15 protein-coding genes are annotated in these 14,679 nt (G+C 58.1%); 11 read left to right on the top strand and 4 right to left on the bottom strand.

Translation table 11 applies throughout. The features are described 5' to 3' along the window. Positions 1 to 58: 58 nt before the first annotated feature. Positions 59 to 832 (bottom strand): HAD-IIA family hydrolase, encoded by a 774-nt coding sequence (locus ACFSYH_RS06980; protein WP_377466126.1) that lies wholly within the window; start codon positions 830 to 832, stop codon positions 59 to 61. A gap of 332 nt (positions 833 to 1,164) precedes the next feature. Between ACFSYH_RS06980 and ACFSYH_RS06975 the strand changes: the two genes are divergently transcribed. From ACFSYH_RS06975 to fbaA, 4 genes are all read left to right on the top strand, one after another. Then, positions 1,165 to 1,839, top strand: coding sequence for a TrmH family RNA methyltransferase (locus ACFSYH_RS06975; RefSeq protein ID WP_377466700.1), 675 nt, complete (start codon positions 1,165 to 1,167; stop codon positions 1,837 to 1,839). Between the two features lie 145 nt (positions 1,840 to 1,984). Then, positions 1,985 to 2,752, top strand: coding sequence for a hypothetical protein (locus tag ACFSYH_RS06970; RefSeq protein ID WP_377466125.1), 768 nt, complete (start codon positions 1,985 to 1,987; stop codon positions 2,750 to 2,752). Positions 2,753 to 2,871: 119 nt separating this feature from the next. Continuing rightward, positions 2,872 to 3,633 carry a hypothetical protein gene (locus ACFSYH_RS06965; RefSeq protein WP_377466124.1) on the top strand — a complete coding sequence of 254 codons (762 nt, stop codon included), beginning with the start codon at positions 2,872 to 2,874 and terminating at the stop codon, positions 3,631 to 3,633. 378 nt (positions 3,634 to 4,011) lie between these two features. Next, complete coding sequence (gene fbaA / locus ACFSYH_RS06960) at positions 4,012 to 5,031, top strand: class II fructose-bisphosphate aldolase (protein ID WP_377466123.1); 1,020 nt, start codon at positions 4,012 to 4,014, stop codon at positions 5,029 to 5,031. 202 nt (positions 5,032 to 5,233) lie between these two features. Here the strand turns inward: fbaA and ACFSYH_RS06955 are convergent, their stop codons facing one another. Continuing rightward, positions 5,234 to 5,584 carry an STAS domain-containing protein gene (locus ACFSYH_RS06955; RefSeq protein ID WP_377466122.1) on the bottom strand — a complete coding sequence of 117 codons (351 nt, stop codon included), beginning with the start codon at positions 5,582 to 5,584 and terminating at the stop codon, positions 5,234 to 5,236. Between the two features lie 413 nt (positions 5,585 to 5,997). Between ACFSYH_RS06955 and ACFSYH_RS06950 the strand changes: the two genes are divergently transcribed. After that, positions 5,998 to 7,284 (top strand): adenylosuccinate synthase, encoded by a 1,287-nt coding sequence (locus ACFSYH_RS06950; protein ID WP_377466121.1) that lies wholly within the window; start codon positions 5,998 to 6,000, stop codon positions 7,282 to 7,284. Between the two features lie 97 nt (positions 7,285 to 7,381). On the opposite strand, the gene ACFSYH_RS06945 is transcribed toward ACFSYH_RS06950, so the two are convergent. Together ACFSYH_RS06945 and ACFSYH_RS06940 are read right to left on the bottom strand one after the other, a co-directional pair. Then, on the bottom strand, positions 7,382 to 8,494 hold the full coding sequence (locus ACFSYH_RS06945; RefSeq protein ID WP_377466119.1) for a fatty acid desaturase family protein: 1,113 nt from the start codon (positions 8,492 to 8,494) through the stop codon (positions 7,382 to 7,384). Positions 8,495 to 8,665: 171 nt separating this feature from the next. Further along, the gene (locus ACFSYH_RS06940) at positions 8,666 to 9,520 is read right to left on the bottom strand and encodes a DMT family transporter (RefSeq protein WP_377466117.1); all 855 of its coding nucleotides are present in this window, start codon (positions 9,518 to 9,520) and stop codon (positions 8,666 to 8,668) included. A 38-nt stretch (positions 9,521 to 9,558) separates the two neighbouring features. Here ACFSYH_RS06940 and ACFSYH_RS06935 point away from each other — a divergent pair, with 38 nt between their 5' ends. From ACFSYH_RS06935 to ACFSYH_RS06910, 6 genes are all read left to right on the top strand, one after another. Further along, complete coding sequence (locus tag ACFSYH_RS06935) at positions 9,559 to 10,071, top strand: MarR family winged helix-turn-helix transcriptional regulator (RefSeq protein ID WP_377466116.1); 513 nt, start codon at positions 9,559 to 9,561, stop codon at positions 10,069 to 10,071. A gap of 81 nt (positions 10,072 to 10,152) precedes the next feature. Then, complete coding sequence (gene purD, locus ACFSYH_RS06930; RefSeq protein ID WP_377466115.1) at positions 10,153 to 11,454, top strand: phosphoribosylamine--glycine ligase; 1,302 nt, start codon at positions 10,153 to 10,155, stop codon at positions 11,452 to 11,454. 110 nt (positions 11,455 to 11,564) lie between these two features. After that, positions 11,565 to 12,506: a phosphoribosylaminoimidazolesuccinocarboxamide synthase gene (locus ACFSYH_RS06925; RefSeq protein WP_377466114.1), complete on the top strand. Its 942-nt coding sequence runs from the start codon at positions 11,565 to 11,567 to the stop codon at positions 12,504 to 12,506. Positions 12,507 to 12,656: 150 nt separating this feature from the next. Continuing rightward, entirely contained in the window at positions 12,657 to 12,917 is a 261-nt protein-coding gene (gene purS / locus ACFSYH_RS06920; RefSeq protein ID WP_377466113.1) for a phosphoribosylformylglycinamidine synthase subunit PurS, read from the top strand. After that, a complete protein-coding gene (gene purQ, locus ACFSYH_RS06915) occupies positions 12,917 to 13,630 on the top strand; it encodes a phosphoribosylformylglycinamidine synthase subunit PurQ (RefSeq protein WP_377466112.1) in 714 nt (237 codons plus the stop codon). The genes purS and purQ overlap by 1 nt, the downstream gene beginning before the upstream one ends. Positions 13,631 to 13,822: 192 nt before the next feature. After that, positions 13,823 to 14,293 (top strand): GNAT family N-acetyltransferase, encoded by a 471-nt coding sequence (locus ACFSYH_RS06910; protein WP_377466111.1) that lies wholly within the window; start codon positions 13,823 to 13,825, stop codon positions 14,291 to 14,293. Positions 14,294 to 14,679 lie beyond the last annotated feature (386 nt).

Here is a 14,679-nt window from a genome sequence, read left to right as displayed (position 1 = left end):
CTGGAAGGCAGGGGCTCGTCGTCAGTAATGCGGTATCCGCTGCGAGAGCAGCGACAGGTCAGATGAGGTCGATCAGGTCAGCGATTGAGTCCTTGATCGAGGATGGACGGAACGGATACTTGTCCACGTCCTCCGCTTTTGTGGAGCCGGTCATGACGAGGAAGGTTTGCAGGCCCGCCTCAATGCCCGCAACCACATCGGTGTCCATGCGGTCACCGATCATGGCTGTGACCTCGGAATGTGCATCGATGCGGTTGAGTGCGGAGCGGAACATCATGGGGTTTGGCTTGCCCACAAAGTATGGTTTGCGTCCCGTCGCCTTCGTGATCATCGCCGCGACCGCACCGGTGGCAGGAAGAGGCCCCTCTTGGGAAGGTCCCGTGGCATCTGGGTTGGTGCAGATGAAGCGTGCGCCGTCGTTGATGAGTCGCACTGCCTTGGTGATCGCCTCGAACGAGTACGTGCGGGTTTCACCGAGGACAACGTAGTCGGGGTTGGATTCGGTCATGGTGTAGCCGACCTCGTAGAGCGCGGTGGTGAGGCCTGCCTCGCCGATGACGTAGGCGGAACCGTCAGGGTTCTGATCCGCACAGAACGATGCCGTTGCGAGTGCTGAGGTCCAGATGGCCTCCTCGGGTACGTCGATTCCCGAGGCTGCAAGGCGTGCGCGCAGGTCGCGCGGTGTGAAGATCGAGTTGTTGGTCAGGATGAGGAATGGACGATCCTTCTCGCGCAGTTTCGCGATGAACTCGGGCGCGCCGGGGATCGCATACCCCTCGTGCACGAGAACGCCGTCCATATCGGTCAGCCAGGATTCGATGACTCGAGTCATTGTGCTGCCTCCCTTTCTTGTGGGGTTGTCTGAATCCAGTTTCGCAGGTCTGGTCGGGTAAGTCACACGTTTGCCGATTGGCGACGACACGGATGGTTTTGGCAACACGCTCCATTTGGCCGGGCGTTACCCACCTGCTTCGCGACGATACGGACGCTTCCAGCAGCGCACCTGCCTCGGTGGGCTATTTTTGATCCGGGTGCGTGGACAAAGCATGCGTATGCGGACTGTTTTGCCCCATCGAGCCGTGGCGGGACACGGACGTGTACGGGTCAAGGGTGCATCCTTGGCACAATGGATGGGTGGTGGATGCAAATAGTGCTCAGTCGTCATTGGAAATACCCGGGGAGGCCCAAGGCGAGGACCGTGATGATCATGTGGTTGGTGTCGGACCGTGGCCCGGAGGAGAACCTGAATGGCCCCGTGACGACGAGGGCGAGCTAGACGCGCGTTTCGACCCTGAGTTGTTGCGTGATGGCGACCGCCGTAACGTGATCGACCAGTACCGATACTGGACCATGGAAGCGATCATCGCTGACCTGGATGAGCACCGCCATCCGTTGCACATCGCAATCGAGAACTGGGGTCATGATCTCAACATCGGTTCGGTCGTTCGCACGGCCAACGCGTTCGCCGTCAAAGAGGTTCACATCATCGGGCGGCGCCGTTGGAATAGGCGTGGAGCGATGGTGACCGATCGCTACCAGCACGTACGGCATCATGAATCAGCCGAGGAGTTTGCACAGTACGCGGACAATGCTGGACTGCAGGTCATTGGAATCGACAATATTGATGGCTCGATCCCCATCGAGGGATACCAGTTTCCAGAAAACGCCGTGCTCGTCTTTGGGCAGGAGAAGTCAGGGTTGACGTCTGAAGCGCAGGCGATCTCGACCGATATCCTGCACATCACGCAGTTCGGTTCAACTCGATCAATCAATGCTGGTGCTGCTGCCGCGATTGCCATGCACTCGTGGATTGTTCAGAACGCCGATATTCCGCGCTAATCTCCAGCGGATAGATGTGCCCATCCTTCTGGCGGGCGAAAGAACGCAAAACAGCCAGTTTCAGCCCAATCTCACGGATATCGTAGGGAACTGGTGGCACCCTTGCCAGGGCCTGCCTGAGATACACACAGAGAATTGAGGGGCTATGACTGTGCGTAGAATCCTTGCCGCGACTATCGCGGCAACCGTAATGTCGATAGGGCTTATCGCCACACCAGCTTCGGCAGCACCGCGAACCTACACGCTTCCCAAAGCGTGCCAGGCATCCATGGGAAGCACAGCGTCAGCATCTGACTTTAGTCGATGGGGCGTGACCGTAAAGCCTGCAGACCTTCATCCGCGTTCGGGAACGGAGTACGCCTACGTACTCAACTGCACCGACGGACGTAGCAAGAAGCCTCGGCCCGTGGTCGTCATCGCGAGTGCGAGTGGTAAGGCGCTTACGGCTGATGTCCTGACTGGAGCGGACCACGCGGAACTCAAGAGCGTATCCACATCGGGCGGTATCAAGATTCGGGTATTCGACCAGTACAAGAAGGTCTCCTACGATCGTCCGTACGTCATCAAATGGAATGCCAAGGCCAAGAACACCGTGGTCACAAAAGAGGCTATCCCCGGATATGTGAAAGCCACCCACAGTCTGTCCGCACAGATGAGGGCGAATGCGAAGATCACGGCGGTTACCGGATCGAAGGCCAACCTCTCGAAGCTGAAGTCGCACGGTAAGAAGTTCGCGGCAGCCAAACAGCAGAACGTGTATTGCGACTACGTCTCGAAAACCAAGGGCAAGTGTGCGGTCGTTTTCTACAAGGGAAACAAGGGGCATTACGCGCTGTTCAATCTGACCAAGAGCGGGTCCAAGTACAAGGCAACCTCTGTCCGGGTGGTTGTTGCGGATGCCTTCGGTGGCTAGCGGTGGGTGAACTCATCCCCGCTCGGCTGGAAAACAGCGCTCCATGTCAGAAAACACAAGGTGCGTATTCGCTAGGAATCAACTAGGAACTATCTGTGAAACATGGTTTATTTAATCTCATGAAGAAAATTACGTCGCTCGTCATCACGGGCGTTCTCGCTGCCGCAACGGTTGTTGCCGCACCAGTAGCAGCACAGGCTGCGCCAAAGTCCTTTGATCTTCCAAAGAACTGTTCAAGCATCTATGGGGGAAAGAAGCTCACTGCGAAAGAGGCCCAAGCAAAACAGGGAAACGTTCACCCGAACAAGGGTAAGGAGTATGTTTACTCCGTTCACTGCTTCAATGAGGACTACACCACGACAAACCATCTCGTGGTCGCGAACTCAAAGGGAAAGCTTCTGTCCTCTTCGGTTATCGGGAAGGATGTCTTCTCGGGTGTTCTGAGCGTCTCCAAGAAGGGCGTTGTCGAACTCGGTACGCTGCTCCAGTACAAGGGCAACACCTCGGAGTACCGCACCATGACAGCCACGTGGAACAAAAAGTCCAAGAAGCTCAAGATCAACAAGGGTAAGACTGCTGGCTACGTGAAGGCAGTCCATAACCTCGGCGCTCAACTTGCCAAGGGCAAGAAGGCAACCGCCGTCACGGGTTCCAAGGCAAACCTGAAGAAGATCAACAACTTCGGCAAGAAATACAAGAAGGCAAAGGCAAATGTCCGCGCGATTTCCTGTGCGGAGATCACCAGTAAGAAGGGCGCCTGCAGTTTGACGTACCTCAAGGGCTCCAAGGTCTATGGTCTTACCTTCGAGGTTTCCAAGTCCGGTAAGAAGTACAAGGTCAGCAAGCTCAAGACCACTTCAGTCAAGGCTGGACAGGGCTGACAAAGCCCCACCCAAAGTCAAATGAAGGCTCCCGCGCGTCGCGCGCGGGAGCCTTCTCGCGTCGTGGGGTCGGCTCAGTGCCGACAGCCGCGAATAGTTCACAACCGCCTGCTTTCGCTGGGAAGATGAACCTAGGCTTGGCTCAGACAGCGCAGAGTCGAAACCCAGCGCAACCCATGCTCTGCACAGAATGGCCGAGTGCGATCAATTGGCCGAATCGTCGGTGATCAGCAAAAAGCAGGCAACGCCTGCGGCAACGCAACTCAACCGGACAGCGACTAGTGCTCACGGGTCGAACGGCCTACGATTGAAGATGAATGTTTGTGACAAAATGGTTGCGAACATTCGTTTCAATCCCCTTCTTTCAGGAGTTTTTCGATGCCTATCGCAACCCCAGAGGTTTATGCAGAGATGATCGACCGCGCGAAGGCAGGCAAGTTCGCCTACCCAGCGGTTAACATCACCTCTTCCCAGACCGTCACCGCAGCCATCCAGGGCTTCGCGGAGGCAGAGTCGGACGGTATCATCCAGGTTTCCGTTGGTGGTGCTGAATACGCATCGGGCTCGACCATCAAGGACCGCGTTGCAGGTTCGCTCGCACTCGCTGCATACGCAACCGAGGTGGCAAAGAACTACAACGTCAACATTGCGCTCCACACCGACCACTGCACCAAGCAGAACCTCGACTCGTGGGTACGTCCACTCCTCGCGCTTGAGGCAGAGCAGGTCAAGGCTGGCAAGAACCCAACCTTCCAGTCCCACATGTTCGACGGCTCCAACATCCCGTTGGACGAGAACCTCGTCATCGCTGAGGAGCTCCTCGCTCTCTCAGTAGCAGCACGCACCATCCTCGAGATCGAGGTTGGCGTTGTTGGTGGAGAAGAAGACGGCCACGAGGCTGAAATCAACGAGAAGCTCTTCACCACCACCGAAGACGGTCTTGCAACCATCAAGGCACTCGGTGCAGGCGAAAAGGGCCGCTACCTGACCGCTCTCACCTTCGGTAACGTGCACGGTGTGTACAAGCCAGGTGCAGTTAAGCTCCGCCCATCGTTGCTTGCAACCATCCAGTCTGAGGTTGGCGCAGCAATCGGCAAGGAAAACCCATTCGACCTCGTGTTCCACGGTGGCTCCGGTTCAACTGCAGAGGAAATCTCTGAGGCTGTTGACAACGGTGTTATCAAGATGAACATCGACACCGACACCCAGTACGCATTCTCGCGTCCGGTTGCCGACCACTTCTTCACCAACTATGCAGGCGTCCTCAAGGTTGACGGCGAAGTTGGAAACAAGAAGCAGTACGACCCACGTGCATGGGGCAAGCTTGCAGAAGCAGGCATGGCTCAGCGCATCGTTGAGGCAGCACAGCAGCTTCGTTCAGCTGGTAACAAGATGTGATGACATCCTAAACGGGTTTCTAACTCAAAGACAGGAGGCATCCCCTCAATTGGGGGATGCCTCCTGTTTTGTCTTGGGGGACTCTGCGTTGCCGCGCAGGCGTGTGGTAACAGCCCGTCGGGGTCTAAGGTGAGGGAAGTAGGCAGTGACGGTTCAGTTAGTTTGCGTTAGATGCGCCCGGGCGTTCAGGTCGCCGAGGGGGTCAGTGAGCTAGGTGTGCCGGTTCGATGGTCACGAAGTCGATGAGGGTGCTGATCTGTAGGATCAACAGCATGGACGGGGTCACGTTTCGCAGCGTCACCTCGTGGGAGTGTGCGCGAGCGAAAGCACCGAGCGTCATGATCCCTGATGAGGAAATGAACGTGAGGTCTTGCGCATCAACGGTGATGGGCTTTCTGATTGGGCGAAGCTGCCGTAGCGCGTATTCCAGACAGGACTGCACTTCTGGGCCAAATTCGCCGGAGAGGACGACCGTGGCGGAGTCCGTGGCGAGCCGCACCTGAACCTGAGGGCAGGTGGGGGTGGCGGTATCGTGCACGTGATCTTCGGGCATGTTGTTCCTTACCGAACGCATGGAGGAGATACTGCAAGTCTACGCCCAGTTTGTCCGATTCTTGGGTGAAATCTCAAGAGGGGTGTGTCGGTGGTGCTGGGTGAATCCGCACGTAGAGGTTACTGTAGCCCATTTCGTGCATCGTTGAGTAGTGCCTGGGTGGGTGGTTCCAGTGGCGGGACTTGTTGAACCATGCGTATGCATCTTTCCCATGCATCGTGGGCCTCTGGTGACAGGCCCGTGAAACGCAGAAACTTAGTCAATGTCACCCTGACTAATCGGCAAAAGACCGGTAAACTCGTATGGGAAATCGGGGATGTCTGCCGCCCGGCTTTCCAAGAGGGATGGCCCAGACTCCGAAGGCTGCCTTTTCTTCATGCATACGCAGCGGCAGCCGAAAGTGGGTACATCCAATGCCAGCCGTAGTAGTCATCGGTTCCCAGTGGGGAGACGAAGGCAAGGGCAAAGCAACCGACCAACTCGGATCGCAGGTTGACTACGTCGTGAAGTTCAACGGCGGTAACAACGCCGGGCACACCGTGGTCATTGACGGTGAAAAGTACGCGCTGCACCTGCTTCCCTCTGGAATTCTCTCCCCGGGCGTCATCCCGGTCATCGGTAACGGGGTTGTCATCGACATTGAGGTTCTCTATGAGGAACTCGATGCACTCGAAGCCCGTGGTGTAGACACCTCGAAGCTGTTGATTTCCGGCTCCGCCCATGTGATCCCGTCGTACAACCGCACCATGGACAAGGTCTCCGAACGATTCCTGGGTAAGCGTCGCATCGGTACGACTGGTCGTGGAATCGGTCCAACCTACTCCGACAAGATCAACCGCGTGGGTATCCGCGTGTGGGACCTGTTCGATGAGAAGATCCTCCGCGCAAAGGTCGAGGGTGCCCTGGAGCAGAAGAACCAACTGCTGGTGAAGGTGTACAACCGCCGCGAGGTCCTCATCGAGGAGATCGTTCAGGAACTGCTGGGCTTGGCTGAGCGTCTACGCCCCATGGTGTGCGACACGTCGCTTGTGCTCAACACGGCCCTCGATGAGGGAAAGACCGTCCTGTTCGAGGGCGGACAGGCCACGATGCTGGACGTTGACCACGGTACTTACCCCTTCGTCACCTCGTCCAACGCCACCGCTGGTGGCGTGTGCACGGGTGCCGGGGTCGGGCCAACCCGCATCGACCGCGTCATCGGCGTCATCAAGGCGTACACTACCCGCGTTGGTGAGGGTCCGTTCCCAACCGAGCTTTTCGACGAGATGGGTATCTACCTGCAGAAGACCGGCGGCGAGTTCGGGGTGACGACGGGCCGTGCCCGCCGTTGTGGCTGGTACGACGCCGTTGTCGCCCGCTATTCGTCCCGCGTAAACGGTTTGACCGACATCGTGTTGACCAAGCTTGACGTGCTGACCGGTATCGAACAGATCCCAGTGTGTGTTGCCTATGACGTAGACGGCGTCCGATACAACGAGATGCCAACCGATCAGTCGGCATACCACCACGCAAAGCCCATCTACGAGTACTTCCCAGGCTGGACTGAGGACATCTTCGGGGTCCAGAAGTTTGAGGATCTTCCGGTGAACGCACAGAAGTACGTTCTCGCGCTTGAGGACATGTCTGGTGCACGAATCTCGTCGATCGGCACCGGACCTGGTCGTGAGCACACGATCATCCGTCACCAGCTGGTTGACTGATACTCCCGATTGTGGCGTTCACTGTCTTTGGCAGTGGGTGAATGCATACGTCAAAGGGCTGGAACCACATGGTTCCAGCCCTTTGCGCTTAGGTGGTTTAGAAGTTGGGGCGGAGTTGCGTCACCATGGGACATTCAAACGGATCGCGACCGGAGAGCCCCACCTTGTTGAGGTAGGTGATGACCTGAGCGTAGGACTCTCGCATCGTGGCGACTGTATAGGGCACCTTGAACTCCTCACAGTACTGGCGTACGAGTTTGCTCGCCGCCGCTAGGTGCGGGCGCGGCATGGACGGGAACAGGTGGTGCTCGACCTGGTAGTTCAGCCCACCGTAGAACATCGCGAGGAACCAGTTCCCAGTGGTTGTGCGTGCTCCGATATTGCGCGAGGTCAGCACCTGCCTGCTGAAGAAGTCAACGGTGGTGAGCCTGTCGATGAGCGGCATTCCCTTGTGGTTGGGCGCGAACGATCCGCCCATGTATACCCCGAAGACGGCGAGTTGAACCGCAAGGAACGCGATGGCTAAACCAAGGGGAAGGAACCAGAAGACCACTGCGGTATATACGGTCAGACGGATCATGATCGTGGTGATCTCGCGCCCGCGGTTCTTTACCTTTTCGCCGGTGAGGAGGTAGGCAAGTGACTGCTTGTGCAGGTTGAGGCCCTCGAGTGTCAAGAGGGGGAAGAACAGGTAGCCTTGGCGGCGGGTCAGCCAGCCGGAGAAGCCCTTCTGCTTGACCGCGTCCTCTACCTGGAACGAGATGGTGTCACGTTCGATGTCGGGGTCTTTACCCACTGTGTTGGGGTTTGCGTGGTGCTTGGTGTGCTTGTTCATCCACCACTGGTAACTGATGCCGACGAACGCGTTGGCGAGAATGCGGCCTGCACGGTCATTTGCGGGGCCAGAGCTGAAGACCTGCCGGTGTGCGGCCTCGTGGGTGATGAACGAGATCTGCGTGAGCACGACTCCCAACCCGGCAGCTATCAGCAATTGGAACCAACTGTCACCGAGTAGAAAGAACCCGGCGATGAGGCCGCTGAGGGAAACCATCAAGACGATGAACAGGGTGATGTAGAAACCCTTGGTGCGATTGAGCAGGCCGGCTTGTTTGATCTCCGCGATGACACGGGTGTAGTTTGCGGTTCCTGCTGTGCCGCGGCGGCGCGTGCCTGATTTTGGGTGCGCAGGGAGAAGGGTGGTTGTGGTCATATGGTTCTCCGTCGAACGTGGAAGCTGCATGGAATTGTGCTGGTGTTGCCGGAGAAAGCATGAAATACAACCCCTGACGCTCCTTACCCTACGGTACCGTAGGTTAGCCGTCTAGGGTTGTCCACAGAACGGCGTGTGGAGGGTCGGTGAACTTCTTGTGCAAGGCCTGCGCTAGGTTCTGGTCTTGGCTGGCCTGCTCGAAAGGTAGGTTGCAGCAAGCACAACGACGATGCCTGCCATCTGTGCGAAAACGAGGGTCTCGTGAGCGATCAGGGTTCCGCCAAGTACGCCCGCAACGGGATTGAGAAGGCCGATGATGCCCACGGTTGAGGCAGGGATCCGCGCGAGTGCCCCGAACCAGCAGACGTATGCGACCCCTGTTGCGAGGATGCTCGTGTAGAAGTAGCCAGTGAGGGTTTGCGCGGTCAGTGGTGGGAACGGTTCGAAAAATGCCGCAATGATGGTCAATGCGAGTCCGGCCCACACGAGTTGCCACGCGGTCGTTGCAAGGAGGGGCTGTCCGGCGGTCCATCGCTTGTTGAGCAGGGAGCCAAATGCGGTGAGCGTGACGGCAAGCAGCGATGACGCGATACCCCATGGGTTTACCTCGCCCTGCGCTCCGCCGATGATCAGGAGCGCGCCAATGATTCCAAGGATCGCTAGGCCAAACTTGTAGGCTGTCGGCTTCTCTCCGCTCATGGGCCAGGCCAGGAACAGGAAGGCGACGGGGCTGAGTGCCATGACCGATGCCGCGATGTTGCTTGGCAGGAGTTGTGCCGACAGGTAGATCAGGATGAAGAATCCTGCCATGTTGATCATCCCGAGGAGTGCTGACTTCCACCACATGTCACCATGCGGTAGTCGACGGGCGATGACCAGAAGGAAAAGGCCTGCGGGCAGGGCGCGTAGCGCGGCCCCCCACAGGAAGAAGTCGGCTGGTAAGAACTGTTTGATCACCAGGTAGTTGAGGCCCCACGTGACCGGCGCCACGGCTGCGATCAACGCCCATCGTAATTTACCTTCCATGGAAGATATATTACGGTGCGAGGCGATAAAATGGCACCGTGAAACAAGATCTCGTAGATCACATTCAACGACAGTGGTTGTCAGAGCGCCCCGACCTCGACACCTCGCCGATTGGCGTCATCGGTCGTATCAGCCGACTGGGAAACTATCTTCGTCATGAGATCGTGGCGGTTTACAGGGAATACGGACTGGGCGAGGGCGAGTTCGATATTCTCGCAACCCTGCGCCGGAATGGTGCGCCATTCACAATGCTTCCCACTGAACTGTCCAGGCAGACAATGGTCACCTCGGGGGCAATCAGTAAGCAGCTAGACCGTCTTGAGGCAGCGAATCTTGTGGTGCGTGAAGCCTCGACGACTGATGGTCGAAGCCGCACGGTTCGTCTGACTCCTGACGGGCTAAAACTCATCAACCGTGCCTTCGAGCAGCACATGGCAAATGAAGCCCGCTTGCTGGAAGGCCTGTCAGCAACTGATCGGGCTACGCTGGAGTCGATCCTCTCTGGATGGCTCAAAAGCGTTGAGAACGGCCAAGCGGACTTCAGCGCATGAGTCCGCCACCGTGCGCATGGTGGTCGCCCGCGAAGTGGAACGGCTAGGGGAGAGAGGTGAGCATCACGGTAGAATCGCGGTGTGAAAATCCTCGTACTCGGTTCCGGTGCCCGCGAGCACGCCATTGTCCATTCACTGAGCTCAGAGCAGACTGCGCAGGGCACCCTGGTCCACGAGATCCACGCGGCCCCGGGTAATCCCGGCATCGGCGAGGTGGCCACCTTGCATGCGATTGACGTCAACGATCCTGAAACGGTCGTGGGGCTCGCACAGGAACTGGTCGCGGACTTGATCATGATCGGTCCCGAGGCTCCGCTGGTTGCCGGAGTTGCGGACGCGACTCGTGCCGCGGGTTTCCCTACGTTTGGCCCGTCCAAGGAGGGTGCTCGACTTGAGGGTTCCAAGGCTTTCGCCAAGGAGGTCATGGAAGCAGCCGGTGTTCCAACCGCCAAGCCGTATGTCTGCACGAATCTTGATGAAGTGAACGTTGCATTTGATGACTTCGGTGCGCCGTATGTGGTCAAGGACGATGGCTTGGCCGCAGGCAAGGGCGTTGTGGTCACCTCGGATCGTGAGGCGGCTTTGGAGCATGCCCGTGAATGCTTCGACAACCGTGGCGAGGGTGGCCGGGTTGTCATCGAGGAGTATCTCGACGGCCCGGAAGTGTCGCTGTTTGTCGTGTCGGATGGCGAGAACGTTCGCCCACTCGCTCCCGCCCAGGACTTCAAGCGCGCGCTTAACAACGACGAAGGCCCGAACACCGGTGGCATGGGCGCTTATTCGCCGCTTCCGTGGGCGCCGGAGGGATTGACCCAGGAGGTCATCGACACGATTGCGCAACCCACGATCGATGAGATGCGTCGCCGCGGTACCCCGTTCGCTGGAATCTTGTACGTTGGTCTCGCACTGACCAGCAAGGGTACGCGCGTGGTTGAGTTTAACGCCCGGTTCGGTGACCCTGAGACGCAGGTCGTGTTGGCTCGCCTCAAGACCCCACTTTCGGCGCTACTGCTCGCTGCCGCACGCGGCGAACTCGCGGATTTCCCTGAACTCGAATGGCATCCGCAAACCGCGATCACAGTGGTCGTCGCCTCCGAGAACTACCCCGGCACCCCTGTCACCGGCGACCCAATCACGGGCATCGCCGAGGCGAATGCCCTGCAGGACGTTCACGTCCTTCACGCAGGAACCAAGATTGCCGACGACACCCTCGTATCCAGCGGCGGTCGCGTTCTGTCGGTGGTTGCGTTGGGCGATGACTTGGACGCTGCCCGAGCAAGCGTCTACGCCGGTGTTGAGCAGATCAACCTGCGCGGTTCACATCACCGCACCGACATCGCACTGAAGGCTGCGCGCGGCGAGATCACACCTGCGAACGCGTAACCCAGCGCGGCTGGGTGCTCCCAGCCGCACGCACACACAACGTATGTGGCCGACGGGACGCAACCGACTCGTCGGCAATGAACCTCACCGTAATACACAAGGAGAAGCCGATGTCCGGACTGAACGTGACCACCGCTGACCTGCCTGGATGGAAGCACACGTATTCGGGCAAGGTGCGTGACCTGTACGTGCCGGACACTGAGACGCTCGGTGGAGCACACCCGCTGGGCGATGTGGTGCTGGTGGTCGCATCGGATCGGGTCAGCGCGTTCGACTATGTTCTCAGCCCCGGGATTCCGGGCAAGGGCAAGGTCCTCACCCAGCTGAGTTTGTGGTGGTTTGACCAGTTCTCCGACATCGTGGGCAACCACGTTGTGTCTACTGAGGTGTCGTCATCGCCAACCGACGGGCTGGTCCCCGCCGAGGTCGATGGGCGGGCGATGATCTGCCGCCGCCTCGAGATGTTCCCCGTCGAATGCGTCGTACGCGGCTACCTGACCGGGTCCGGGCTTGTCGAGTACACCGCCGACGGAACCGTGTGCGGGGTTCCGCTGCCCGAAGGGCTTGAAGATGGATCGCGCCTTGAGGCGCCAATCTTCACTCCCGCCGCAAAGGCCGAGGTCGGCGAACACGATGAGAACATAACCTATGAGCAGGTCGCGGAACGTTTGGGTATGGCCGCTGCCGAGATCCTGCGAGATCTCACCGTGCAGGTGTACGGTCGGGCGGAGGAAATCGCGCGAAATCGTGGGGTTATCCTTGCTGACACGAAGTTCGAGTTCGGGTCCGACCCTGAAACCGGTCAGATCCTACTTGGGGACGAAGTGCTGACACCTGACTCGTCGCGGTTCTGGGATCTGAAACTCTGGAAGCCGGGCGGTGCGCAAGCCAGCTTCGACAAACAGTACATTCGCGACTGGTTGGCCTCGCCGGAATCCGGCTGGAACCGCACCGGAGAGCCGCCAGCACTACCTGCCGAGGTCATCGTGACAACCCAAGAGCGTTACATTGAGGCCTATACTCGCCTGACCGGTCAGGTCATCGAACTCTAGTTGCCGCACTCTACGTGACCGACTCGTCGCCAATCGGAAGAGTCTTAACGATCCGTATCATGGGCGTGGCTTAGAACCAGAGCGCATCACAGATAGACTGGGGTCGCTACCCCTTTTCTAAAGGATTTCCTCGTACCAACAGGAGTGCCCGTGGGACGCGTAGTCGTCGACGTAATGCCAAAGCCCGAGATTCTGGACCCGCAGGGAAAGGCCGTTGCAAACGCCCTCCCACGTCTCGGATTCGAAGGCTTTGTTTCAGTCCGCCAAGGTAAGCGTTTCGAGCTCGAGGTCGAGGGTGACGTCACCCCGGAAATCCTCGAAACCGCACGTAAAGCTGCAGAGACCGTCCTCTCAAACCCAGTCATTGAGGATGTTGTGTCAGTAAAGGACGCATCCGGAGAGGTTGCCTGATGTCCGCAATAGCACAGGCCCGCATCGGTGTGATCACGTTCCCCGGAACGCTCGATGATCGTGATGCTGCCCGCGCTGTGCGCCTGGCTGGGGCGGAGGCAGTCTCGCTCTGGCATGCAGAAGCCGACCTCAAGAACGTTGACGCCGTGGTGCTCCCCGGTGGGTTCTCCTACGGTGACTATCTACGTGCAGGAGCCATTGCCCGCTTCGCGCCAGTCATGGAGAAGGTTGTAGACGCAGCAAACGGCGGGCTTCCGGTACTCGGAATCTGCAACGGCTTCCAAGTCCTTACTGAGGTTCACCTGCTGCCAGGCTCAATGATCAAGAACGATCACCGTTCCTTCATCTGCCGTGAGCAGACCCTGGTTGTGGAAAACAATGAAACAGCGTGGACCCGCAACTACGCAAAGGACCAGGAGATCATCATCCCGCTCAAGAACCAGGACGGCCAGTACGTCGCTGATGAGCACACCCTCGATGAACTTGAGGCCGAAGGCCGCGTTGCCTTCCGGTACAAAGGGTGGAACCCCAACGGATCGCGCCGCAACATCGCCGGAATTACCAACGAACGCGGCAACGTCGTTGGCCTGATGCCGCACCCTGAGCATGCTGTCGAAGCAGGTTTCGGAGTGGATGACGGTGCGAGTGCCCGCGGCGGAGTCGACGGACTCGGTTTCTTCACCTCCGTACTGAGTGGACTCGTAAACGCTTGAGTTTCGCTTGATCACTGGCCGGTACCGCCCTGCTGCGGTACCGGCCAGTTTTCTCGGGCTTAGGTTGGGTTGGTCGGGTCACAGTGGTTTTGTCTACTGCGCGGGCAGGAAGTGTCCGTAAAATCTGTTGATGGCTTATGTATGGTCCTGCGGGGTGCGGACTACCGTCATCTTGGACAAGAGGAGTGTTCTGTGAAGATTCAAGAGGTCGAATGGGAGAACCCTGATGCGGTTCAACTGCGCAACGAGCAAAGTGCCGATCTCTCCGCTCGCTATGACTCCCCGTTAACCTTGAACGAACCTGCTCCTGAAGGCCTCGTTTCCTTCTCTGTCATGCACGATGAGGAAGGCACTCCGGTTGGATGTGTGGCGTTGGTTGATCAGACTGGTGTCGAGGAGGTGTTTGGCCCCGGTCGGACAGTCGAGATGCGCAAGGTGTTCGTACGCCCCGAGTTCCGTGGTCGCGGACTTTCGCATCTGCTTGTCGACGAGGCCCACAGGATCGCGGTAGCGCATGGTTTTGACCAGGTGGTCTTGGTGTCAGGGAGCGGTCAACCAGAGTCGGTAGGTCTGTATAGGTCGCGTGGATATCAGGAACTCCCGCCGTACGGTATCTACCAGCAGTTCGAGACGTCGCTGTTCTTCGTCTATCCGCTGGTCTAGATCCTCCGGTAGCTTTGTTGTCGCCACCGGACCGTGAAATTGCATGAAATCACGGAGTGGGGCAGCGAAAAGGTGTGTGCACGGTCACCGTTTTCGCGTTTGAAAAACTCGGTATAAAGCGCGTAGTATTTTAGATGTCGGCGAGACGCTCCAGAAAATGGAAAGTCTCGCCTAAATCTTCTCTAGATTCCCCGTTAAATTGTGGTTCAGATCGCAGTGGTGTGGTTTGCTTCGATAAGACGGTATGGAATAGGGTTGAGAGGTTGCCCCGGTTTGGGTTCCTGCTGTTGTGGGGGTTTGGGTTGGTGTGTGGTTGTTGTTTGATATCTCAATAGTGTGTTTGATTGTTAATGCCAAGTAGGGTGCACCTGGTTGTGTCTCATACC

Origin of the sequence: Populibacterium corticicola, assembly GCF_042683685.1 — a bacterium.
Taxonomy (GTDB): domain Bacteria; phylum Actinomycetota; class Actinomycetes; order Actinomycetales; family Cellulomonadaceae; genus Timonella; species Timonella corticicola.
Note: the sequence above shows the minus strand (reverse complement) of the source record. Positions and strands in the feature narration are given on the sequence as shown.

Coding starts and splice junctions, on each gene's coding strand:
- ACFSYH_RS06980 (WP_377466126.1), bottom strand. CDS start 832: ATGACTCGAGTCATCGAATCCTGGCTGACCGATATGGACGGCGTTCTC.
- ACFSYH_RS06945 (WP_377466119.1), bottom strand. CDS start 8,494: ATGACCACAACCACCCTTCTCCCTGCGCACCCAAAATCAGGCACGCGC.
- ACFSYH_RS06970 (WP_377466125.1), top strand. CDS start 1,985: ATGACTGTGCGTAGAATCCTTGCCGCGACTATCGCGGCAACCGTAATG.
- ACFSYH_RS06940 (WP_377466117.1), bottom strand. CDS start 9,520: ATGGAAGGTAAATTACGATGGGCGTTGATCGCAGCCGTGGCGCCGGTC.
- purQ (WP_377466112.1), top strand. CDS start 12,917: ATGTCCGCAATAGCACAGGCCCGCATCGGTGTGATCACGTTCCCCGGA.
- ACFSYH_RS06925 (WP_377466114.1), top strand. CDS start 11,565: ATGTCCGGACTGAACGTGACCACCGCTGACCTGCCTGGATGGAAGCAC.
- ACFSYH_RS06965 (WP_377466124.1), top strand. CDS start 2,872: ATGAAGAAAATTACGTCGCTCGTCATCACGGGCGTTCTCGCTGCCGCA.
- fbaA (WP_377466123.1), top strand. CDS start 4,012: ATGCCTATCGCAACCCCAGAGGTTTATGCAGAGATGATCGACCGCGCG.
- ACFSYH_RS06950 (WP_377466121.1), top strand. CDS start 5,998: ATGCCAGCCGTAGTAGTCATCGGTTCCCAGTGGGGAGACGAAGGCAAG.
- ACFSYH_RS06955 (WP_377466122.1), bottom strand. CDS start 5,584: ATGCCCGAAGATCACGTGCACGATACCGCCACCCCCACCTGCCCTCAG.